Source organism: Desulfuribacillus alkaliarsenatis (assembly GCF_001730225.1).
Lineage (GTDB): Bacteria > Bacillota > Bacilli > Desulfuribacillales > Desulfuribacillaceae > Desulfuribacillus > Desulfuribacillus alkaliarsenatis.
In genome coordinates this window covers 110,072-131,806 of sequence record NZ_MIJE01000032.1, presented here as the reverse complement: position 1 = coordinate 131,806, position 21,735 = coordinate 110,072, and the positions used below count along the sequence as shown (strand labels likewise).

Here is a 21,735-nt window from a genome sequence, read left to right as displayed (position 1 = left end):
TATATGTTTGTATAATACTACGAATGAGTTCACTGAAGGGAGAAACCACATGAGGTATAAACTTGGTAACGTGACAATATTTGTAGTAATATTTTTATTAGCTATTATTATCATAAGCAATCCATTTTCCAACGAAATCGCTATAGGGCCACAACCAATAGATGGTTCTGAGTATTCAGAAAGGGTGCAAAGGCCAGTCTCCAACTTTTTATTACAACGACAATTTCCCAATACGATGGTATTAACGGGGTCATTGTTGGATGACAAAATAGCTTTAACATTTGATGATGGACCAGACCCGCGATTTACACCTTTAATTCTAGATGTATTAAAGCAGTATAACGCAAGGGCTACGTTTTTTGTAATGGGATCTAGGGCAGTAGCTTATCCAGATATTATTAGACGTATGGAAAATGAAGGACATGTTATAGGCAACCATACATACTGGCACCCAAACTTAGTTAGACACGAGGTGGAGCGTACTAGATGGGAAGTACTTGAGACGGAAAAGGTTTTGAATGACATCCTGGGTTATAGGCCTAGACTTTTTCGAGCACCATACGGAGCATTGAACACTGACGTCGTGCAAGAATTAGCAAGACAAGACTTCTCGGTGGTAGGTTGGTCAGTGGATTCTTTAGACTGGAGACAATTGCCCGCAGATGAGATTGCGAGAAACGTGTTAGGAAATGTTCATCCTGGTGCGATTGTATTATTCCATGACGGTGGTGACTGGACGATGGATTTGACGGGTACAGTAAACTCACTGCATGAGATTATACCAGTGTTGCAGCAAGAAGGTATGAGTTTTGTGACTGTTCCTGAGCTAATAAATATATCTAAGCGCAAATAAGAAACAAGAAAGGGAGTATTGCTAAGTATATTTAGTGATGTAGCAATACTCCTTTTACATTATCTATTTTATAATTTAAAGCTTCTTTTCATTAAAATGCTTGACAGATTTATTATCCTCCGATTTTTTCTGTTCTAATACCTGTTCTTCTTGGATGTCCATTTCGATATTATGTTTAGCTGGACTATGTGGTTCATAATTAACAGGAATAAACTTATAGCCACTAATAATAGCAGATATGGTTCCATCCTCATCTAAAATATCCTGCCTTATAACTAAATAAAGATGAGCTATTATAAACCAAACAAACGCCCAAGCTACATAATGATGTAATGAACGGACTAGTATTGAGTTGCCGAAATAAGGCAAAAGCCATCCGAAATACTGTGCTTGAAAGCTGTCAGGATGCATTTCACCCTGTAATATGAAGCCTGTAATTATCATTATCGTTGATCCTATCCATATGATGAAAAAATAACTTAACTGCGCAAGTACATTATGACCATGCTCGAGTGTATGCTCTTTTTTGAAGAATAGATAGTATTTTAATGTTTCAAGCCCATCCTTAGCGAAACCTCTTCTCCAGGGTCGAAATCGCGCATACTCATTCCCAACGAAGGCCCAATAGAATCTAAAAATCATATTAGCAATAAACAACCAAGCTGCATATCTATGAATGAGAATCATCCAACCCATTAAGAAATAATTTGTCGGCTCACCAACATGTCCAAAAACAGGTCTACCAATATAGAAACCTGTAATTAACAAGACAACTATCAGTATCGCGTTAAGCCAATGATAAATTCGCACGGGTAGTTCCCAAATATATTTGCTTTGTTTAAGCATTTTTACACCCCAATCTATACCTAGAGTATTTTGATAGCTGAACGTCTATTTTTATCGAGGTCGACTATATGGGCGGCACATGCTAAACAAGGGTCAAAAGAATGGATAATCCTTAACAACTCAAGTGGCTGATCTTGATTAGCCATAGGAACACCAATTAAGGACTCTTCATAAGGACCTTTTTGACCTTGACCGTCGACTGGGGAACCATTCCAGGTAGATGGAACAACAGCTTGATAGAGACTAAGAGCACCATTATTAATTTTAACCCAATGTCCAAGGGCACCCCTTGGGGCTTCCGTAAAACCAACACCAGTAGCTGTAGTTGGCCATGTTCTTGGTTCCCATAGCTCACCGTTATGCACTGAACTGTCACCTGCTACTATATTAGCTACCAATTGATCAAAAAAGTCACGTAATTTACGAACTGTATATTGAGTTTCTAGACCTCTTGCTAGTGTTCTACCCAAGGCAGAAAATAGTGCATCCGTACCTAAATCTAAGCGCTCAAGTGAATCGTCTACTAAGTCACGAATTTCCGTTCTACCGCGTGCATATGCTACCAACATCCGTGAAAGCGGACCAACCTCCATTGGGTTGCCACGCCATCTAGGTGTCTTAATCCAGCTATATTTTTCATCTACATTTAAGTAATCATAGGGTGGATATGGACCATTATAACGAACCTTGGTTTGCCCATCCCACGGATGAAGCCCTATGCCTTCTTGATCGTATTCAAACCAAGCATGGTCAACAAATTCTTGAATTTCTTCAGGGTTTCTAACATCTACATCATATACTTCATTCAGATTTCCATTTAAAATAGCTCCAGCAGGGAATAGGAAATCCTGTGGATTACTACCACCATGATTGCCTAATCCACCAAATACTAAGTGGTTGCCAAAACCACCATATGTCCAGTCACGATAAAATGAACCAATGGCTAATAAATCAGGAATATAAACTTGTTCAACAAAGGCAATAGCTTTGTCTATCTCTCTCTTTACTAAATTTAGACGCTCCATATTAATGGTATTAAAGCTGTCCATATTAATAGCGCAGGCCATACCACCTACAAGGTAATTTGGATGTGGGTTTTTTCCACCAAATATAGCATGGATTTGTGCTATGTCTTTCTGCCAATCTAGGGCCTCGAGGTAATGTGCAGTTGCCATTAAATTAGCTTCTGGTGGCAGTTGATAAGCTGGGTGTCCCCAATAACCATTTGTAAATATACCTAATTGACCGCTGTTAACTAAGCGGCGTAATTTATTCTGCACATCTCTAAAATATCCCGTCGATGATTTAGGCCAATTTGATATTGACTGAGCAAGTTGCGATGTTGCTGCAGGATCTGCGTCTAAAGCAGAAACTATATCTACCCAATCTAATGCGTGTAAATGATAGAAATGGATTACATGGTCCTGTACAAATTGTGCTGCAGTCATAATATCTCGAATTAAAGCTGCATTTTTAGGCACTGCTATATCAAGTGCATCTTCTACTGCTGTTACTGACGCTATTGCGTGGATATGGGTACATACACCACATATTCTTTGCATATAAGACCAAGCATCCCTAGGGTCTTTTCCAACCATAATTTGTTCTAAGCCGCGAAAGGCGGTGCCTGAGCTATATGCATTTTGTATTAATCCGTCCTGTACATCTATTTCCATACGAAGGTGACCTTCGATACGTGTTATAGGGTCAATTACTATACGTTCGACCATATGCTATCACTCCTGTTCTCTATGCTTTATTCTCTGGATTATTATGAAATTCAGATTTTTTCTTTTCCTTCCCCTTTTTTACGGCGGTTGCTACTCCGTGGGCAGCTACACCTACTACTGTAGCGCCAGTTACTGCCATCCCTACCCGATCTGGGTCTCTTGGTACGGTAGCTCCAGGAAAACGTTGATAACGTTCGTAGAAAGGAGTATGGTCGTTATACCAATTATCCTCTGAGCAGCCCATACAAGGATGGCCTGACTGGACAGGCCAACTGACACCATTATTCCACTGTATAACTCCACATGCATTGTAAGTAGTTGGACCTTTACAGCCTACTTTATATAGACACCATCCGTGCTTGTGACCATAATCGTCGAATTTTTCTACAAACATTCCAGCATCAAAAAACGCTCTGCGTTGGCAGGTGTCGTGTATACGATGATTGTAAAAAGCTTTAGGTCTACCGAGATTAGTTAATTCAGGGATTGTACCAAAAGTTAAAATATGAACTATCGTACCAGTAATAACCTCAGCAATCGGTGGGCAACCTGGGACATCAATTACAGGGACGTTACGAACGATTTCCCTGACCCTTCTAGCATCCGTAGGATTTGGATATGCACCTTGTACACAGGTGTTTGTAGCGCACGAACCGAACGCTATTACTGCAATAGCATCCCTAGCAGTCTCTAGAAGTATATCTTCAGCGGAGTGACCACCGATAGTGGTATATATACCGCCGTCTGCTACTGGAATTGATCCTTCAACAATTACAAGATACTGACCAGGATAATCCCTAATAACGTCTCTTCTAGCTTGTTCAACGGCATCACCAGCAGCTACTGAAAGAGTTTCTTGATACTCTAAGGAAATCATATTAAATAGTAAATCTTCCATCATTGGATGTGCCGACCGAATAAAAGATTCTAAGCAACAAGTACATTCCTGTAAGTTAAGATAAATTACTGGCATCCTCGGTTGAGTCTCGAGTGCTTTAGCTATCTTAGGTGCAAATGAGTAATCAAGTCCGAGCATAAGTGCTAAAGTGGTACAACCCTTTAGGAACTCATCTCTAGTAAATCCTCTTTTCTTTAGAATTTCATAATAAGTATCTGCCATAGGCTGCTACCTCCATCATGTTTTATAAACCAGTTTTAACTAATAAACATTTATATATACCTTTCAAGTTTGGACTTGATTAAGAACTACTGGATAGTATAAAGTAGAATAGGAAAACAAAAGTAAAGTATATTTTAAAAGGGGAAAATAATATGATTGCAATGACAGACAGTATTTACTGGGTTGGAGTAAATGATCGCGAAACGCATTTGTTTGAATCAATGTTACCTATCCCACAAGGAGTATCCTATAACGCTTACATGATAGTGGATGAAAAAGTTGCATTAATCGATACGGTTAAAGCAGATTATAACGATACATATCTAGACAAGATTAAGTCTGTTATCGGAAATCGAGACGTTGATTATTTAGTAATCAACCATATTGAACCTGATCATTCTGGTTGTATTAAAAGTGTAGTAGAGGCCTACCCGGATGTTAAGATTGTAGGTAATAAGAAAACTGCTAATTTCCTAGAAGGCTTTTATGGCGTTACTGAGAATGTGTTAATAGTGAAAGAATCAGAAACACTCAACCTGGGTAAACATGAGCTAACATTTTTTATGACTCCGATGCTACATTGGCCAGAAACGATGATGACCTATGAAGGTAGCAACAAAACTCTTTTCTCAGGGGATGCATTTGGTGGTTTTGGTGCACTAAATGGTGGAGTTTTTGATAATGAAGTGAATTTTTCATTTTATGAAGATGAGATGAGAAGATATTACGCTAACATTGTTGGGCGATATAGTGATATGGTTCAGCGAGCGTTAAACAAATTAAGTAATATTGAAGTCCAGACTATTTGTTCAACCCATGGTATAGTTTGGCGAGATAACCCTAAGCAAGTGATTGATTTGTATGATAAGTGGAGCAAGCAAGAAGGCGAAGATGGAGTAGTTATTGCATACGGGTCAATGTACGGTAATACCAAAGCAATTGCCGAACAACTTGCTAGAGCATTTGCAGAATTAGGAATAAAAGATATTAAAGTCTATGATGCAGCTAGAACCCATATGTCTTATATTTTAAGTGATATATGGCGCTACAATACGGTTTTACTGGGAAGTAGTACATATAATAGCAAGATGTTTCCACCGATGGAAAGCCTTCTGTCAAAAATGGAAAATAGCAAATTAAAGAACAAAAACATTGGAGTATTTGGCACCTATAGCTGGAGTGGCGAGTCAGTTGATTTGCTTCAAAAATTGACAGAACAATGTAAAATACAGCTGTTTGAGCCGACTATTAAAAATATATTTGCTCCAGGTTCTGAGACTGTAGATAATTGTAAGGCTTTAGCGAAAAATTTAGTTGCTGCAATGAAATAGCTATATCTAATACAAAATAATACTTAATATAAAATACTTAAATATAAAAGAAGGGATGATGTGAATATGGCATTAGTATCAATGAAGCAAATGCTAGAAAAGGCTAAGGAGGAGCATTACGCCGTTGGTCAATTTAACATTAACAACTTAGAATATACTCAAGCTATTTTGTTGGCAGCACAGGAAGAGAACTCTCCTGTAATTTTAGGAGTTTCAGAAGGTGCTGCGAAATACATGGGTGGATTCAAGCTAATAGTAGAAATGACAAAGGCCTTAATAGAAGAATATAAAATTACAGTACCAGTGGCAATACACCTAGACCATGGATCAAGCTTTGAAAAATGTGTGCAAGCGATGTATGCAGGCTTCACATCTGTTATGATTGATGGGTCTCACTATCCACTGGAAGAGAATATAGCTTTGACAAAACGTGTAGTAGATGTTGCACATTCGTTAGGTATTTCTGTGGAAGCGGAATTAGGTCGAATTGCTGGACAGGAAGATGATCTGATAGTTACTGAACTAGAAAAGGCATATGCGATTCCTGCAGAATGTGAACTATTAGTTAAAGAAACAAAAGTTGATTGCTTTGCACCGGCGCTAGGCTCTGTACACGGTCCGTATAAGGGTAAACCGCAATTAGGATTTGACAAAATGAAAGAAATAATGGAGCTAACAAACATACCTTTAGTACTACACGGGGGTTCCGGTATACCATTAGGGGATATTCAAAAGGCAATTTCCTTAGGAACAGCTAAAATAAATGTAAATACTGAGAATCAAATTATGTCTACAAAACGCGTTCGCGAGGTATTAGCAGAAAAGCCAGAGATGTATGATACTAGGAAATTCATGGGACCAGCTAGAGATGCTATTAAGGAAACAGTTAAAGTTAAGATGAGGGAATTCGGTTCATCTAATAAGGCCTAATATAATATCACCTAGTTAATGTTATTACCAATACCTTATGGTATAATGGCTTATTATGTTTTAAAATATTTATTTTTAGTGGCAGGGGGATATTATGAAGGTTTCAAAGTTTGGGGGTTCATCCCTAGCGGATGCAAAGCAGTTTAGGAAAGTATCGGATATAATTAAAGCGGATAATAGCAGAAAAATTGTCGTTGTATCAGCTCCTGGTAAGCGATTTAAAGAAGACGTTAAAGTCACAGACCTGTTAATCAACTGCGCTAAAACGCACTACCAATCTGGTAAAAGCGATGATGATTTAGAATTAGTTATTAGTAGATATAAGGAAATCGCCGAGGAACTGGGTTTAGATAGTGGTATTATTGATGTAATTAGAGATGATTTGAATCAACGATTAGCAAACACATCTATAACTGAAGGGCAATATATTGATAGTCTTAAGGCGAGTGGTGAAGATAATTGTGCTAAATTAATGGCAGAGCATTTGCGTAACCAAGGGCTAGAGGCTAATTACATCTCACCAAAGGAAGCTGGATTATTTTTAAGCAATGATTATGGGAACGCCCATGTACTTCAGCAATCATATGATAATTTAGCTAAGCTGTCTGAAAATGCTGGTATAGTAGTTTTCCCTGGCTTTTTCGGGTACACACCAGAAGGAGATTTAGTGACTTTTTCTCGTGGTGGGTCAGATATCACAGGTTCAATATTAGCTGCTGCTGTTAAAGCAGATTTGTATGAGAATTTTACAGATGTTGATTGTGTTTTCTCTGTTAATCCATCACTAGTTGCCAACCCGAAGGCAATTTATGAATTAACTTACCGTGAAATGCGTGAGCTTTCATATGGAGGATTTAGTGTTTTACATGCCGAAGCGCTGCTTCCAGCATACAAGGAAAAAATACCTGTAAAAATTAAAAATACCAATAATCCAGATTGTAAGGGCACTTTAATAGTAGCTGACAGGTCACCAGAAAATGGACCAGTAGTGGGTATTGCAAGTGATACTGGATTTTGTAGTATCTATGTGAGTAAATACTTAATGAACCGAGAAATTGGCTTTGGTAGAAAGCTACTTCAAATATTAGAAGAGGAAGGTTTATCATACGAGCATACACCTTCAGGCATAGATGATATATCAGTAATACTACATGAAGAGCAGTTTGATAGTCAGACAGAAGAGAAGGTTACTAACAGAATAAGAACAGAATTAGAGGTAGACGACATAGCGGTAAAAAGAAATATTGCCTTAGTTATGATTGTGGGCGAAGGAATGCGTCAATCCATTGGCGTTGCTGCTAAAGCTACTAGAGCATTTGAACGAGCAAACGTTAATTTAGATATGATCAATCAAGGGTCGTCTGAAGTAAGTATGATGTTTGGAGTTAATGCTAACGACGCAGATCGTGCTGTCCAAGCCCTATATAAAGAGTTTTTTGATTGCAACTAAATGTAATTTATTTTTTTTCAAGCAGTTGCTAAAAACTATTGCCATGTGATGTAAAGTATGCTAACATAAGTTTAAGGTTAGATTAAGTGATAGTCTAATACTTAGAAACTGTGTAGGCAAAGGCGTCTGCATTTGTAGAGAATTAACTAACCTCTATAAATGTTGGCGCCTTTATTGTACCTAAATTAGTCAACTAAGAGATTTATTTCTTTCTAAACAAGGCACCAGCTAACTCCATGTAATGAAACGTGACATGGAATGATAATAAAACAGATAATTTAAAAAAGATTATCTAGGAGGTGCGCTGATTGGAACTGGCTAAGGCTGAAATCATTAGAATTGCAACAGAGTTTAATATCAAATTCATACGGCTTCAGTTTGTTGATATTGTGGGGAGAGTTAAAAACATAGCAATTCCAGTGAAACAACTCAAAAAAGCTTTGAATGGTGAGGTCATATTTGATGCTACATCTATTGATGGTTTCAATGACATCGATAATTCAGAATATTATTTAATACCTGATATTAATACATTTGTTGTCTTACCCTGGAGAACAGCTAAAGCTAGGGTGGCGAGACTGATATGTGATATATACACATTAGAAAAAAAACCATTTGACGGCTGCTCCAGATATACTTTGAAGAAGGTGCTTCGTGAGGCAGAACAGCTTGGCTATATGATGAATGCTGGTGTAGAGCTTGAGTTTTTTTTATTCCTAACAAATCAAAAAGACTGTCCTACAATTAACACGAATGATAGAGCTGGATATTTTGATATGTCAACTTCAGATGTAGGTGATGATGCCCGCAGAGAGATGGTTTTAGCATTAGAGCAGATTGGCTTTGAAGTAGAATCATCCCATCATGAGGTAGCTGAAGGACAGCATGAAATTAGATTTCGCTACTCAGATGCATTAGATATGGCAGATAAGATAGTAACTTTTAGGACGGTAGTAAAAAGCATTGCAAAAAACTATGGTCTACATGCTACATTTATGCCAAAACCTATATCGGGAATTGATGGTTCTGGAATGCATACACACCAATCGCTTTTCAAAAATAATAATAGCAACGCATTTTGGGACGCGCGTGCACCAATGGAATTAAGTGATGATGCTTTATATTATATAGGTGGATTACTCAAACACGCAAAAGCAATTACAGCAATAACAAATTCTACTGTTAATTCTTATAAGAGGTTGGTACCAGGATATGATGCTCCTATATATATTGCTTGGTCTTCTAAAAACCGTGGTGCATTTATAAGAGTCCCTGAAAAAAAGGAATTGTCGACAAGGATAGAACTAAGAAGCCCAGATGCTGCGTGTAACCCATACTTGGCTCTGGCAGTGATGCTTAGAGCAGGTTTGGAGGGTATAAAGAAGAAATTAACACCGCCAGAACCAATTAATACGAACGTATATTCATTTACAGACGAAGAAAAAAAAGCAAAAGGTATAGAAATGCTTCCACTAAGTATAGGTGAGGCTTTAGGACATCTAGAAAGTGATGAAATAATAAAGAATGCAATAGGTTTTTATATATCTGAGCAATTCATATCACTGAAAAAACGAGAGTGGAGTGATTATCTGGCTACTGTGCATCACTGGGAGAGAGATTACTATATAAGTAAATACTGATAAATGTAAAGTCTTGTTTTGAAAGTGGGGTGCTCATATGAACAGCACACGTGTTATCATTGTAACTGATGATGTAAATTATAAAATACACTTGAAACGCTTGTTCATGAATTCAGGGCATTCAGTAATTGGTGAAGCTGATCATCAATCAGCAGCACTACGCTTAGTCAAGAGTAGATTGCCAGATTTAATCATAGTTGATGGAGATTGTATGAATGTAAATATAACCAATCTTATAGAAATTATTGAGCAAGATCCGTGTTCAGCACTTATAGTGTTAACACAACAGCTCCAAAAACAATTAGTGGAAAAAGCAAAAGAATTATGGTTTTACTTTTACATGTTAAAACAATTACCAGATACTATGCTAGTCTCAAATGTTGAGGTTGCCCATGCCATGTTTAAGCGCACAAAAAAAATGGAACAAGAAATTGATAAGCTAAAGAAGACATTAGAAACTCGTAAGGTAGTAGAAAAGGCAAAAGGTTTACTTATGAAAGAGCTTGATATGACTGAGGATGAAGCTTTCAGACATGTTCAAAAAATTAGCATGGATAAATGTCTTCCAATGAAGGAAGTAGCCAATGCTATTATTATAACTTATAGTTAGTTATAGGCTTTGAAATTAAGCTAGATTATAATTTTATACAGGACAATAGCAATGACGTTATTGTAATAAACTATTAGACAAAGGTGTCAATAGGATGCACAGGTGAATTATGCTGTGTAGCACTATTGACGCCTTTTTTATATTCAAACATAAAGCGTTACTTGTATTAAGGAGGGATCAAAAACGTTAAAAAAGAACGCGCAAACTACAACTTTATTTTTAAAAATTAGGAGGAATTATTATGAGACAGGTAGCGATTTATGGTAAAGGTGGAATTGGAAAATCAACAACGACACAGAATTTAACAGGTGCTTTAGCCTCTGTGTTAAAGAAGAAAATTATGATTGTTGGTTGCGACCCGAAGGCAGATTCAACACGTTTGTTGCTTGATGGATTATGCCAAAAAACAGTTCTAGATACACTACGTGATGAAGGTGAAGATATAGAACTTGATGACATCATGAAGCCAGGGTTTGGGGATATTGATTGCGTAGAATCTGGAGGTCCTGAGCCTGGTGTTGGTTGCGCTGGACGTGGGATTATCACATCTATTAATATGCTAGAGTCATTAGGTGCATATGAAAGGGACTTGGACTATGTTTTCTACGATGTATTAGGTGACGTTGTATGTGGTGGGTTCGCAATGCCGATACGTGAAGGAAAGGCACAGGAGATTTATATTGTAGCATCTGGTGAGTTAATGGCACTATATGCTGCTAACAATATAGCGAAAGGAATCCAAAAGTACGCAGATAGCGGTGGAGTTCGTTTGGGTGGGATCATCTGTAACAGTCGTAAGGTAGATAAAGAATTAGAATTATTAACTGCATTTGCTGAAGAAATTGGTTCGCAGTTAATTCATTTTGTGCCTAGGGATAACATTGTTCAGCATGCTGAAATCAACAAGAAAACAGTAATTGATTTTAACCCAGAATGTAATCAAGCCCAGGAATATATTGCACTAGCTACAGCGATTGATAATAACAAAATGTTTGTCATTCCTAAGCCAATGCATACAGATCGTCTAGAGGAACTAATGATGGAACATGGTTTTATGAATTTATAAAAAACAGTAGCTAAAGGAGGCAGAAAGTATGTTAATGGTAAAGGCGATTGTAAGACCTGAAAAAAGTAGTGAAATATTAGCTGAATTAAATGAAGCAGGCTACCCTGCAGTAACCAAGTTAGATGTTGTCGGTCGTGGTAAGCAGCGCGGTGTTAAGGTTGGAAATGTTGTGTACGATGAAATACCAAAAGAAATGCTGATTTTTGTTATCGAAGATGAGTGTAAAGACGATGTAGTGTCAATTATAGCCCGCAAAGCAAAAACAGGTCAGGCTGGAGCATTTGGAGATGGGAAAATCTTCATCTCACCAGTAGAAGAAGCCTACACGATTAGTAGTGGCCTTAAAGGTCTATAGGGGGGCTAACTATGAAAGAAATAATGGCTATTATACGCATGAACAAGGTGGCTCAAACGAAAAAAGCATTGGTAGAAGCGGGTTTTAATGGACTTACTGCAATGAAAGCGGTAGGTAGAGGTAAGATGCTCACTGATTTGTCTGAACTTGATAAGTTAGATGCCGCACAAGAAGAAGTTCGTGAAAAGTTTATGGAAAGCATTTTAACGGGCGGTCGTCTAGTACCTAAGCGATTACTGTTATTGACAGTTCCCAGCGACGAGGTAAAAAAAGCTGTGGACACAATTATCTCAGTTAACCAAGAAGGTAACCGTGGAGATGGCAAAATCTTTGTTCTCCCATTAGCAGATGCTATTAGAATTCGTACGGGCGAACAAGGAGAAGAAGCTGTATAGCTAAATTGAAACGACGATTAAGGAGGTTAGCATAATGGCTCTCAGTAAACATGAAATAGAGAAGCGCAAAAAAGCGTTAGAAAAAATATTAGAAGCGTATCCAGCTAAAACAAAGAAAAACAGACGGAGTCATATTGTTGTCCGTGATACATCTGAAGGTGCCCAAGAGATTACAGCGAACACGCGAACTCTACCAGGAATCATGACTAATCGAGGATGTGCATTTGCAGGTTGTAAAGGTGTTGTACTTGGTCCTATTAAAGACATGGCCCATATTGTCCACGGCCCGATTGGCTGTAGCTACTACGCATGGGGCACAAGAAGAAATAAGGCAAAGACTGCCGAGGGTGAAGTTAATTTAATTAACTATGCTTTTTCAACTGACATGCAGGAAAGTGACGTAGTTTTTGGTGGTGAAAAGAAGTTAATCGCCATGATTGATGAAGTTGTAGAAACAATGAAACCAAAAGCAGTAACTATTACGGCGACCTGTCCAGTAGGTCTAATAGGTGACGATATTGGATCTGTTGCAAAAGCAGCAGAAAAGAAGTACGGAATACCTGTAATGTCCTTTAACTGTGAAGGATACAAAGGAGTTAGTCAATCTGCAGGTCACCATATTGCAAATAATGTGTTAATGCAACGGATTATAGGTAGTAGTGATTTGGAAGAACCAGCAGGCAAATACGCTATTAATATTTTAGGTGAATATAACATTGGCGGCGATAGCTGGGAAATTGAACGTGTATTAAAGGATATTGGCTATCATGTTGTATCGGTTATGACAGGTGACGGATCTTATGAGCAATTAAAAGACGCACATACTGCAGAGTTAAATCTAGTCCAGTGCCACCGTTCTATTAACTATATAGCCGAGATGCTAGAGGAGAAATACGGTACACCATGGCTAAAAGTCAATTTTATTGGTGTCCAAAGTACAGCTCAATCGCTACGCGACATGGCCTTGTATTTCGGCGATCCAGCTCTAATACAAAAAACAGAAGAGGTCATTGCTAAGGAACTAGCACAGGTTGAAGTAGTAATGGAGCAATATAAGAAGCTCTGTGAAGGGAAAACAGCATTTTGTTTCGTGGGAGGATCCCGTGGCCATCATTACCAAGGGCTGTTTAAAGAAATCGGCATTGACACTGTTTTAGCTGGCTATGAATTTGCCCACAGAGACGACTATGAAGGTCGAGAAGTTATTCCGAACATTAAAATGGATGCAGATAACAAGAATATTGAAGAAATCAAAGTAACAAAGGATGAAAAGCGTTATAAATTAAAAATTCCAAAAGAGCGCTTAGAAGAAATTAAAGACAAAATTCCATTAAGCTACTATAACGGTATGATCAAAGATATGGATGATGGAACATTTATAGTTGACGACTTGAATCATTATGAAACAGAAGAATTTATCAAGCTGCTTAAGCCAGATATTTTGGCATCAGGAATTAAGGATAAATATGTGATACAGAAAATGGGTATCCCATCTAAGCAATTACACTCCTACGACTATAGTGGCCCTTATGCAGGATTTAAAGGGGCAGTGAAGTTTGCGGAAGATGTAACTATGGGATTTACATCTCCGACATGGAACTACATCGTTCCACCATGGAAAAGTTCTCCCACATTAGAAGGTACTGTCACAGAAGGAGGCGAGTAATATGTTAGATGCAACACCTAAAGAAATTACCGATAGAAAAAGTGGCGGGATGATTAACCCTGCTAAAACCTGTCAACCTATAGGAGCTATGTATGCCGCATTAGGAATCCATAGTTGTCTACCACATAGTCATGGTTCGCAAGGTTGTTGTTCTTATCACAGGATGCATTTAACTAGGCATTTCCGTGACCCAATCATGGCTACAACAAGTTCATTTACTGAAGGAGCATCAGTGTTTGGTGGTGGTGCGAACTTAAAGACAGCGATTAAAAATGTGTTTAATGTGTATAACCCAGAAGTTATGGCTGTCCATACGACTTGTCTAAGTGAAACAATTGGTGACGATTTACCAACAATCATCAAATCCGCAGATGTTCCAGAGGGTAAATTAGTCATTCACGCCAATACACCTAGTTATGCTGGCTCTCATGTAACAGGTTTTTCTAACATGACAAAGGGGATGGTGCAATATCTATCTGAGGCTACGGAAGAAACTAAAAAGCAACAGGCAAATATTATACCTGGCTTTGTAAACCCTGGAGACATGCGCGAAATTAAGCGTATCACAGAAGCTATGGATATCGAATATATAATGTTTCCTGATACATCTGGTGTAGTCGATTCACCGATGACAGGGAAGCACGAAATGTTTCCAAAGGGTGGAACAACAATTTCGCAATTGAAGGATACAGGAAATTCAAAAGCAACTTACGCGTTGGGGAGTTATGCATCTGCTGATGCAGCGTATCACCTAGAGAGAAAGTGTAAGATAGAGCCTATTGTGTTGAAAACACCAATTGGGATAAAAGCAACTGACGAGTATGTAATGGCTTTAAGTAATAAATTTAGTAAAGAGATACCTAAGTCGCTGGAAGAAGAACGAGGGCAATTGGTTGATATAATGACTGACACCCATTTCCATTTCCATGGGAAAAGGGTCGCTGTATTTGGAGATCCAGATATAGTAATCGCTTTAACGGAATATTTGTTAAGTCTTGGTATGACACCTGTTCATGTATTGACAGGGACACCAGGGAAGAAATTCGAAGAAGAAGTTAAGGAAATATTAGCAGCGGCTGGAATTGAAGGCTCAAACGTAAAGGCTGCAGGAGATTTATTTACATTGCAGCAATGGATTAAAAACCAACCAGTAGATTTGCTAATAGGTAACACATACGGTAAGTACATTGCAAGAGCTGAAGATGTTCCATTTTTTCGTGTGGGATTTCCGATTTTAGATCGAAGTGTACATTCGTATATGCCTATTGTTGGCTACAAAGGGGCAATGAGATTGCTAGAAATGATTAGTAACGCATTGTTAGAGCGCCAAGATCGCGATGCTGCTGAAGAAGACTTCGAATTAGTTATGTAAAAATATATTTACAATTGTTTAGGGGTGTTTTTCGCCCCTAGACTAAACTTTTTATGAAGGTGGTGGTGAAATTGGATAGCACAAAATCAAAAAAAAAATCATTTATTGCAGAAAGAAGCGAATCTATCAGCATGAAAGGACATCAAAAGTCACAGGTCAAATGTGATACAGACAGCGTTGCAGGCTCAATGAGTCAAAGGGCGTGTGTTTTTTGTGGGGCACGTGTTGTGCTAAATCCAATCACTGATGCCATACATTTGGTTCATGGTCCTATAGGTTGCGCCAGTTACACTTGGGATATAAGAGGCAGTCTTAGTAGTGGGTCGGAATTATACCGAAACAGCTTTTCAACAGATATGAAAGAGAAAGACGTTATTTTTGGTGGAGAGAAAAAGCTAGAGCAAGCAATCGATGAACTGGTTGATGAATATCATCCGAAGTTAATGTTTGTATATTCAACTTGTATTGTAGGTGTGATTGGAGATGATCTTGATGCAGTCTGTAAAAAGAAGTCTCTGCAATATGGAATTGAAATTATACCTGTGCAATCGAGTGGATTTATAGGTAATAAAGCCGCAGGCTATCGTGCTGCCTGTGATGCAATATTAAAAATTATTAAACCAGAAGAGACTACAAGTCAGGCAATAATTGAAAGAAAATCAAACTGCAAAAGGGTTATCAATTATTTAGGTGATTTTAACTTAGCCGCAGAAGCCTGGATTATTCAAGGATACTTAAAAGAAATTGGAATTGATATTAATGTAACATTCACAGGTGATGCTAACTATGAGGCGCTGAAAAAAGCAACAGATGCTGAATTAAATATAATTCAGTGTGCTGGTTCAATGACATATCTTGCAAAGAAAATGGAAGAACTATATGGAATTCCTTATATGCATATTTCATTTTTAGGAATTGAAGACACAAAAGAGTCATTACGTAGAATTGCGCATTTCTTTCAAAATATTGAATTAGAAGAAAAGACAGAAAAGTTAATTGCTAGAGAAGAAAGCCAAATTGCAAAAACATTACACTGGTATAAACAGCAACTGCAAGGAAAAAAGGCAGCTATCTACGTAGGTGGAGGCTTTAAAGCAATATCACTAATTAAACAATTTAATGAAATTGGAATTGAAGTAGTCATGGTTGGAACACAAACAGGGAGAAAAGAAGAATACGATACTATAGCAGATTTAGCTACAGCAGGTACGGTTATATTAGACGATGCAAATCCTTCTGAGCTTGAACAGTTTATGACAGAAAAAGCTGCTGATTTGTTAGTTGGTGGTGTTAAAGAGCGGCCATTGGCTTATAAATTAGGAGTAGCATTTATAGACCATAATCATGACCGTAAACATCCATTGAGTGGCTTCATCGGTGCAGTAAATTTTGCAACAGAAGTACATTCTACGGTTTGTTCGCCCGTATGGAAATATGTTTAGGAGGGATTCCAATGACATTGAATTATAAAAGCACCAATGAAAATCCTTGTAATATGTGTATGCCGATGGGCGGAATCTTACCCTATAAAGGAATTGAAGGGGCAATGGTCATGTTACACGGCTCGCAAGGATGTAGTACTTACATGAGAAGACATATGGCCGAGCATTACAATGAACCAATCGATGTTGGCTCGTCTTCTTTAAATGAGAAAGGCACAGTCTATGGCGGAGAAAAAAATCTTAAGCAAGGCTTAATAAATATAATTATGGTATACGAACCTAAAATTGTAGGAGTTTTAACAACATGCTTAGCTGAGACAATTGGCGAGGACGTAGAACGTATAGTTGCTGATTTTTTAAAAGAAAATCCAGACGTAAGTAGTACTATCATACCTGGCAGTACACCAGGTTATGGTGGCAGTCATTTTGAAGGATATTTTACAACGCTTAGACAAATTCTCAAGACTATTACCAAAGCAACTCAGCCCCATGAAAAACTAAATATAATTATTCCTAATATTAGTCCTGCTGATATAAGGGAATTGAAGCGATTACTAGACACTATGGATATTAAGTACACAATATTTCCTGATTTTTCAGAAACTTTAGATCGACCTTATGAAAAGACATATAAAAAAGTTCCTGAAGGTGGAACAACAATTAAAGAAATTGAACAAATGGCTGGGGCAAAAGCTACGATACAATTTGCTACAACAGTTGAGGATGCACTATCTCCAGGAAAATATCTCTATGATACCTATGGAGTTCCTTTATATAATCTACCAATTCCGCTAGGAATAGAAAACACAGACTTGTTATTTGAGACAATACAGCAAATTACTAATTTAACAATGCCAGACTCTATCAAAAAAGAACGTGGTCGATTAATCGACGCAATGATAGATTCCCATAAATATAATGCGCAGGGTAGAGCTGTTGTCTATGGTGAACCAGAGCAGGCTTTTTCAGTGGCAACATTATGTTTGGAAAATGGTATTACTCCAAATGTAATAGCAACAGGTAGTAAAACAACAAAGTTGTCTAAATTATTACAACCAGGGCTTAAGCGAAAGCTAGTAAATCAAGATGCCGTAAATATAATACAGGAGACTGATTTTTCGGTAATTCGGGCAGCCGCTGTAGAGGCGAAAGCAAATATAGCAATTGGTCATTCTGATGGAAGATATCTGACAGAAAAGGAAGGAATCCCCCTTGTCAGACATGGGTTTCCAATACATGATCGGGTAGGTGGGCAACGTTTACTTTCTATCGGATATTTGGGAACGACGGTGTTTCTAGACAGAATTACGAATACACTACTCGAAAATAAGTACTTACATTATCGAACAAACATGTATCAAGAATACTACAAAAAAGCAAAAACGATTTAATAAAAATGACTTTAAATAAAGTAATCTAAATATAGAAGGAGTTGATAGTTATGGCTTGCAAAACAAGTATGTCTGCATGTGGAGGATTTTCGAAACAGGCGATGGAACAAGCGAAAATGCACCCCTGTTATTCAGAGGATGCCCATCACACCTTTGCTAGGATGCACCTTCCAGTGGCTCCTAAATGCAATATTAGCTGTAACTATTGCAACCGCAAATATGATTGCATGAATGAAAGCAGACCGGGTGTTACAAGTGAAGTATTAAAGCCTGAACAAGCACTAGCTAAATTTATCAAAGTTAAGGAAGCGATTAAGCAGTTAACGGTTGTTGGAATTGCAGGGCCAGGAGATGCCTTGGCAAATTGGGAGCAAACGAAATCGACAATAGCTTTAATTAAGCAGCATAGTGATGATGTGATATTTTGCCTATCGACAAATGGATTGATGCTACCAAGATATGCTGATGAAATTGTTGAACTAGGTGTGAATCATGTAACGATAACAATTAATGCGTTAGACCCTATTATAGGTTCTGAAATCTACAAGCATGTTGTATATGATGGTGTTGCTTATGAAGGAAAGCACGCCGCAGAGATTTTAATCTTCAATCAATTACAAGGTCTAGAAATGTTAACAAAAAAGGGTGTTATGGTAAAAGTAAACATTGTGATGATTAGAGATGTCAACGACAAGCATATACCTGAAGTAGTAAAAAAAGTTAAGTCACTTGGAGCGTTTATGACGAATATTATGCCCCTAATACCAGCTAAAGGTAGTGCGTTTGAAGCATATACGCAAACAAGTATGAAGGATATTAAAGAAATGCGTGCTATCTGTGAGTTAGATATAAATCAGATGCATCACTGTAAGCAATGTAGGGCTGATGCAATTGGTTTGCTTGGTCAAGACCGCTCTATTGAGTTTCGAGAATGCGAGACGAACAATGATAACAAATTAGTCAGTTCAACACCTTTTAATTCAAAATACAGGGTCGCTGTAGCGAGCAAATCAGGCAAAATTGTCGATCAGCATTTTGGTCATGCTACTGAATTTTTAATATATGAAATCAAGGCTGATGCGCATCAATTGCTGGAAAAACGCAGTGTTGGTAAGTATTGCAATGGAAATGAACAATGTCAGGATGATAAAAGGCAGCAAATAATTGCAATGCTAGCTGATTGTGATGCCGTATTATCTTTGAGAATTGGCCACTCTGCTGAGCAAAAGCTATTAGAACAAGGGATCCGTAGCTACCAGCATTATGAAACCATAGATACTAGTCTTGAGTATGTAGCTAAATGCCTTGCATAAATCAGTTATTTAATAAATCAAGTATTTAATAAACATGAAAATAGAAAAACAAGTCAGGGGGAAAACCTTATGGGAAAACCAGTAAAGCACATTTTTGTATGTAGCAGCTCTAGAATCAACGGACAACAAAAGGGATACTGTCATAGTAACGATGCAGTAAATCTAGTAGAAATGTTTATGGAGGAATTAATGGAGCGTGATTTGAGTGGTGATGTGATGGTAACAAACACAGGCTGTCTAGCAATATGTGAAAAAGGGCCAGTCGTAATTGTATATCCTGATAACATATGGTACGGCAGTGTTAGTGAAGGCGACGTAGAGGAAATCATTGAACAGCATATTGAAGAAGATAAACCTATAGAACGTCTGCAAATTTATAAGTAATTTTATAAATGGTTTTGACAGAATGGAGTGGAAATAATGGCTAAACGAATTGCATCCTTTATTGATGAAGAGGGTAATATCACTCCTCTAAATAACAGTGGAAATATCGTAGTATATAAAAAATACCAAGGTCAATGGGAATTAGAGACAACTAAACCTTTTACTATGGATGGAATTAAAAACATGGCACAATTACGGGATATAATGGGTGCCATTATAAATAGCTTAGGTGATTGTAAAACATTTATTGGGCAGTCTGTTTCGGGGGTACCTTATTTTGAATTTGAGAAGGCTGGTATAAATATATGGGAGTTTGAAGGAACGCCTACAGACTATTTAGAGCATGTTTATAAGCAAGAGCTATTAGAGCAAAGCGAGCTTGAAATAACCGAGCTACGAAAAAAGCAACAGCTTGAGGCGATTGGGCCAAAAGATTTTGGTAATGGTCATTATCAAGTGTCTCTAACAAAAATACAGGGAAATAACTTAGGTATTACATCTAAGCAAGTGCTATTACCTATTTTGAAAAAGGGGTTATATTATAAACTAGAGGTTTACTGTAGTCATATACCTCCTTGGTTAGAAGCAGAAATTGTGAGTCGTGCCTTATCGAGTAAGATAGAAAGAATTAATGAGAAAGAGTTAAGGGTACTTATTACTAAAAAAATATGCAAATAGCATTTCGCTGCAATAATTTAAGATTGGAGTGGATGGGGTGAAAACATGTTAACAATTATCGATAAAACACTAATCACTATTTGTAATGAAAGAGCAGATTTTTACGCAATTAAAGATATTTTAGAAGGGCTCATAGGGGCAGGGGTTAAAACTTTTGAAGTTAATAAGGACACATTGCAATACCTCATAAATATATGCAACGAATCACAGTCAAAGGACATTTTAAGTATACTTAAACCAGTTTCCTTAGCATACCGTTTATGCGACGATTCAAAATACGATAGACATGAGCAAGTAAGTGTATTGACCAAGACCCTTTCCGAGAAAGTCGAAATTTTAATTATTCCAGTTAAAGACATTTTATCGTTTGATCCAATATTACTTAGCAAATTAAAAAATATTATGGTAGAGGTGTCCGTTGCTGATTTCTTTGAATTATTTAAGCAAGATAATTGGCAGCAACTAAAGCAAGTTGTTCGAAGGTATGGAGTAAGTGTGCTTAGGTTATCTGGCTTACAGCGAACAGTACTACCATTGTATGAGAACTATATTATGCTTATTAAAAAAGAATTGCAGGTAAAAATTAATGTGTGTGCTAGAAATGATGCATATACAGCGACTGCTATTAGCTTTAATGCAGTTGAGCAAGGAGTTGATTCCATAACTACCCATATAAATGGAGGGATGAGTTCGCAGTACACTCCATTAGAAGAGATAGTTATGTCACTGACAATCTTAAGTAATCAAGAGTATACAGGAATTAAAGAGCTATCTTTTATACAAACAACGGCAAAAGCGTACGAACAAGCAACTGGGAATAAAATAGCACACAATAAGCCTATTATAGGTGATGGTATATTTAAATATGAGTCGGGAGTGCACGCAGATGGGATTGCCAAAAATCATGCTACCTACGAACCATATGCACCAGAATTTGTAGGTCAAAACCGAAAACTTTTATTAGGTAAGCATTCAGGCTGTAAGTCATTGCAAACTCAAATAAAAAAATGGAAAATCCCGCTTACTTGTACACAAATACCAATCTTACTAGAAACAATTAGAAATAATAGCATCAACTTAAAGCGTTCAATTTGTGATGAAGAACTATTATCAATGATTAAGCAGATTGAAAGTAATACTTGCTAAGAAAGGGAGTGATAAAC

General features: G+C 37.5%; 20 protein-coding genes. 17 read left to right on the top strand and 3 right to left on the bottom strand.

Annotated elements, in window-relative coordinates; translation table 11 throughout:
* Window positions 1-49: 49 nt before the first annotated feature.
* Window positions 50-853, top strand: a complete 804-nt coding sequence (locus BHF68_RS11395) for a polysaccharide deacetylase family protein (RefSeq protein ID WP_069643788.1) — start codon at window positions 50-52, stop codon at window positions 851-853.
* Window positions 854-928: 75 nt separating this feature from the next.
* Here the strand turns inward: BHF68_RS11395 and cybH are convergent, their stop codons facing one another.
* From cybH to BHF68_RS11380, 3 genes are read right to left on the bottom strand one after another with little or no spacing between them, the layout of a single operon-like run.
* Complete coding sequence (gene cybH, locus BHF68_RS11390; RefSeq protein WP_069643787.1) at window positions 929-1,699, bottom strand: Ni/Fe-hydrogenase, b-type cytochrome subunit; 771 nt, start codon at window positions 1,697-1,699, stop codon at window positions 929-931.
* Window positions 1,700-1,719: 20 nt separating this feature from the next.
* Window positions 1,720-3,429 (bottom strand): nickel-dependent hydrogenase large subunit, encoded by a 1,710-nt coding sequence (locus tag BHF68_RS11385; RefSeq protein ID WP_069643786.1) that lies wholly within the window; start codon window positions 3,427-3,429, stop codon window positions 1,720-1,722.
* A 19-nt stretch (window positions 3,430-3,448) separates the two neighbouring features.
* Window positions 3,449-4,549 carry a hydrogenase small subunit gene (locus BHF68_RS11380; protein ID WP_069643785.1) on the bottom strand — a complete coding sequence of 367 codons (1,101 nt, stop codon included), beginning with the start codon at window positions 4,547-4,549 and terminating at the stop codon, window positions 3,449-3,451.
* A 152-nt stretch (window positions 4,550-4,701) separates the two neighbouring features.
* Between BHF68_RS11380 and BHF68_RS11375 the strand changes: the two genes are divergently transcribed.
* The 16 genes from BHF68_RS11375 to BHF68_RS11300 all read left to right on the top strand — a co-directional run bounded on the left by BHF68_RS11375 (window position 4,702) and on the right by BHF68_RS11300 (window position 21,718).
* Entirely contained in the window at window positions 4,702-5,880 is a 1,179-nt protein-coding gene (locus BHF68_RS11375; protein ID WP_069643784.1) for an FprA family A-type flavoprotein, read from the top strand.
* A gap of 66 nt (window positions 5,881-5,946) precedes the next feature.
* Entirely contained in the window at window positions 5,947-6,810 is an 864-nt protein-coding gene (fba, locus tag BHF68_RS11370; protein WP_069643783.1) for a class II fructose-1,6-bisphosphate aldolase, read from the top strand.
* A 94-nt stretch (window positions 6,811-6,904) separates the two neighbouring features.
* Window positions 6,905-8,260, top strand: a complete 1,356-nt coding sequence (locus BHF68_RS11365; protein ID WP_069643782.1) for an aspartate kinase — start codon at window positions 6,905-6,907, stop codon at window positions 8,258-8,260.
* Between the two features lie 308 nt (window positions 8,261-8,568).
* Window positions 8,569-9,900 (top strand): type I glutamate--ammonia ligase, encoded by a 1,332-nt coding sequence (glnA, locus tag BHF68_RS11360; protein WP_069643781.1) that lies wholly within the window; start codon window positions 8,569-8,571, stop codon window positions 9,898-9,900.
* A gap of 37 nt (window positions 9,901-9,937) precedes the next feature.
* A complete protein-coding gene (locus BHF68_RS11355) occupies window positions 9,938-10,510 on the top strand; it encodes an ANTAR domain-containing response regulator (protein WP_069643780.1) in 573 nt (190 codons plus the stop codon).
* A gap of 241 nt (window positions 10,511-10,751) precedes the next feature.
* Window positions 10,752-11,576: a nitrogenase iron protein gene (gene nifH, locus BHF68_RS11350; protein ID WP_069643779.1), complete on the top strand. Its 825-nt coding sequence runs from the start codon at window positions 10,752-10,754 to the stop codon at window positions 11,574-11,576.
* A gap of 28 nt (window positions 11,577-11,604) precedes the next feature.
* The gene (locus BHF68_RS11345; RefSeq protein ID WP_069643778.1) at window positions 11,605-11,931 is read left to right on the top strand and encodes a P-II family nitrogen regulator; all 327 of its coding nucleotides are present in this window, start codon (window positions 11,605-11,607) and stop codon (window positions 11,929-11,931) included.
* An 11-nt stretch (window positions 11,932-11,942) separates the two neighbouring features.
* A complete protein-coding gene (locus tag BHF68_RS11340; protein ID WP_069643777.1) occupies window positions 11,943-12,326 on the top strand; it encodes a P-II family nitrogen regulator in 384 nt (127 codons plus the stop codon).
* A gap of 34 nt (window positions 12,327-12,360) precedes the next feature.
* Window positions 12,361-13,992, top strand: coding sequence for a nitrogenase molybdenum-iron protein alpha chain (gene nifD / locus BHF68_RS11335; protein ID WP_069643776.1), 1,632 nt, complete (start codon window positions 12,361-12,363; stop codon window positions 13,990-13,992).
* A 1-nt stretch (window position 13,993) separates the two neighbouring features.
* Window positions 13,994-15,364: a nitrogenase molybdenum-iron protein subunit beta gene (nifK, locus tag BHF68_RS11330; RefSeq protein WP_069643775.1), complete on the top strand. Its 1,371-nt coding sequence runs from the start codon at window positions 13,994-13,996 to the stop codon at window positions 15,362-15,364.
* 53 nt (window positions 15,365-15,417) lie between these two features.
* Window positions 15,418-16,806: a nitrogenase iron-molybdenum cofactor biosynthesis protein NifE gene (gene nifE, locus BHF68_RS11325; RefSeq protein ID WP_069643774.1), complete on the top strand. Its 1,389-nt coding sequence runs from the start codon at window positions 15,418-15,420 to the stop codon at window positions 16,804-16,806.
* 11 nt (window positions 16,807-16,817) lie between these two features.
* Window positions 16,818-18,197, top strand: coding sequence for a nitrogenase component 1 (locus BHF68_RS11320; RefSeq protein ID WP_069643773.1), 1,380 nt, complete (start codon window positions 16,818-16,820; stop codon window positions 18,195-18,197).
* A 50-nt stretch (window positions 18,198-18,247) separates the two neighbouring features.
* Entirely contained in the window at window positions 18,248-19,510 is a 1,263-nt protein-coding gene (gene nifB, locus BHF68_RS11315) for a nitrogenase cofactor biosynthesis protein NifB (RefSeq protein ID WP_069643772.1), read from the top strand.
* Window positions 19,511-19,579: 69 nt separating this feature from the next.
* A complete protein-coding gene (locus BHF68_RS11310; protein WP_069643771.1) occupies window positions 19,580-19,894 on the top strand; it encodes a 2Fe-2S ferredoxin in 315 nt (104 codons plus the stop codon).
* Window positions 19,895-19,930: 36 nt separating this feature from the next.
* Entirely contained in the window at window positions 19,931-20,572 is a 642-nt protein-coding gene (locus BHF68_RS11305) for a Fe-only nitrogenase accessory AnfO family protein (RefSeq protein ID WP_069643770.1), read from the top strand.
* Window positions 20,573-20,617: 45 nt separating this feature from the next.
* Entirely contained in the window at window positions 20,618-21,718 is a 1,101-nt protein-coding gene (locus tag BHF68_RS11300) for a homocitrate synthase/isopropylmalate synthase family protein (protein WP_069643769.1), read from the top strand.
* The last annotated feature ends 17 nt before the right edge of the window (window positions 21,719-21,735 follow it).

Excerpts from the sequence above, each read along its gene's own strand:
- BHF68_RS11310 (WP_069643771.1), top strand. The coding sequence starts at position 19,580 with ATGGGAAAACCAGTAAAGCACATTTTTGTATGTAGCAGCTCTAGAATC.
- BHF68_RS11385 (WP_069643786.1), bottom strand. The coding sequence starts at position 3,429 with ATGGTCGAACGTATAGTAATTGACCCTATAACACGTATCGAAGGTCAC.
- BHF68_RS11355 (WP_069643780.1), top strand. The coding sequence starts at position 9,938 with ATGAACAGCACACGTGTTATCATTGTAACTGATGATGTAAATTATAAA.
- BHF68_RS11375 (WP_069643784.1), top strand. The coding sequence starts at position 4,702 with ATGATTGCAATGACAGACAGTATTTACTGGGTTGGAGTAAATGATCGC.
- BHF68_RS11365 (WP_069643782.1), top strand. The coding sequence starts at position 6,905 with ATGAAGGTTTCAAAGTTTGGGGGTTCATCCCTAGCGGATGCAAAGCAG.
- nifH (WP_069643779.1), top strand. The coding sequence starts at position 10,752 with ATGAGACAGGTAGCGATTTATGGTAAAGGTGGAATTGGAAAATCAACA.
- BHF68_RS11340 (WP_069643777.1), top strand. The coding sequence starts at position 11,943 with ATGAAAGAAATAATGGCTATTATACGCATGAACAAGGTGGCTCAAACG.
- BHF68_RS11305 (WP_069643770.1), top strand. The coding sequence starts at position 19,931 with ATGGCTAAACGAATTGCATCCTTTATTGATGAAGAGGGTAATATCACT.
- cybH (WP_069643787.1), bottom strand. The coding sequence starts at position 1,699 with ATGCTTAAACAAAGCAAATATATTTGGGAACTACCCGTGCGAATTTAT.
- BHF68_RS11300 (WP_069643769.1), top strand. The coding sequence starts at position 20,618 with ATGTTAACAATTATCGATAAAACACTAATCACTATTTGTAATGAAAGA.
- nifB (WP_069643772.1), top strand. The coding sequence starts at position 18,248 with ATGGCTTGCAAAACAAGTATGTCTGCATGTGGAGGATTTTCGAAACAG.
- BHF68_RS11395 (WP_069643788.1), top strand. The coding sequence starts at position 50 with ATGAGGTATAAACTTGGTAACGTGACAATATTTGTAGTAATATTTTTA.
- nifD (WP_069643776.1), top strand. The coding sequence starts at position 12,361 with ATGGCTCTCAGTAAACATGAAATAGAGAAGCGCAAAAAAGCGTTAGAA.
- nifK (WP_069643775.1), top strand. The coding sequence starts at position 13,994 with ATGTTAGATGCAACACCTAAAGAAATTACCGATAGAAAAAGTGGCGGG.
- BHF68_RS11320 (WP_069643773.1), top strand. The coding sequence starts at position 16,818 with ATGACATTGAATTATAAAAGCACCAATGAAAATCCTTGTAATATGTGT.
- BHF68_RS11380 (WP_069643785.1), bottom strand. The coding sequence starts at position 4,549 with ATGGCAGATACTTATTATGAAATTCTAAAGAAAAGAGGATTTACTAGA.
- fba (WP_069643783.1), top strand. The coding sequence starts at position 5,947 with ATGGCATTAGTATCAATGAAGCAAATGCTAGAAAAGGCTAAGGAGGAG.
- BHF68_RS11345 (WP_069643778.1), top strand. The coding sequence starts at position 11,605 with ATGTTAATGGTAAAGGCGATTGTAAGACCTGAAAAAAGTAGTGAAATA.
- nifE (WP_069643774.1), top strand. The coding sequence starts at position 15,418 with ATGAAGGTGGTGGTGAAATTGGATAGCACAAAATCAAAAAAAAAATCA.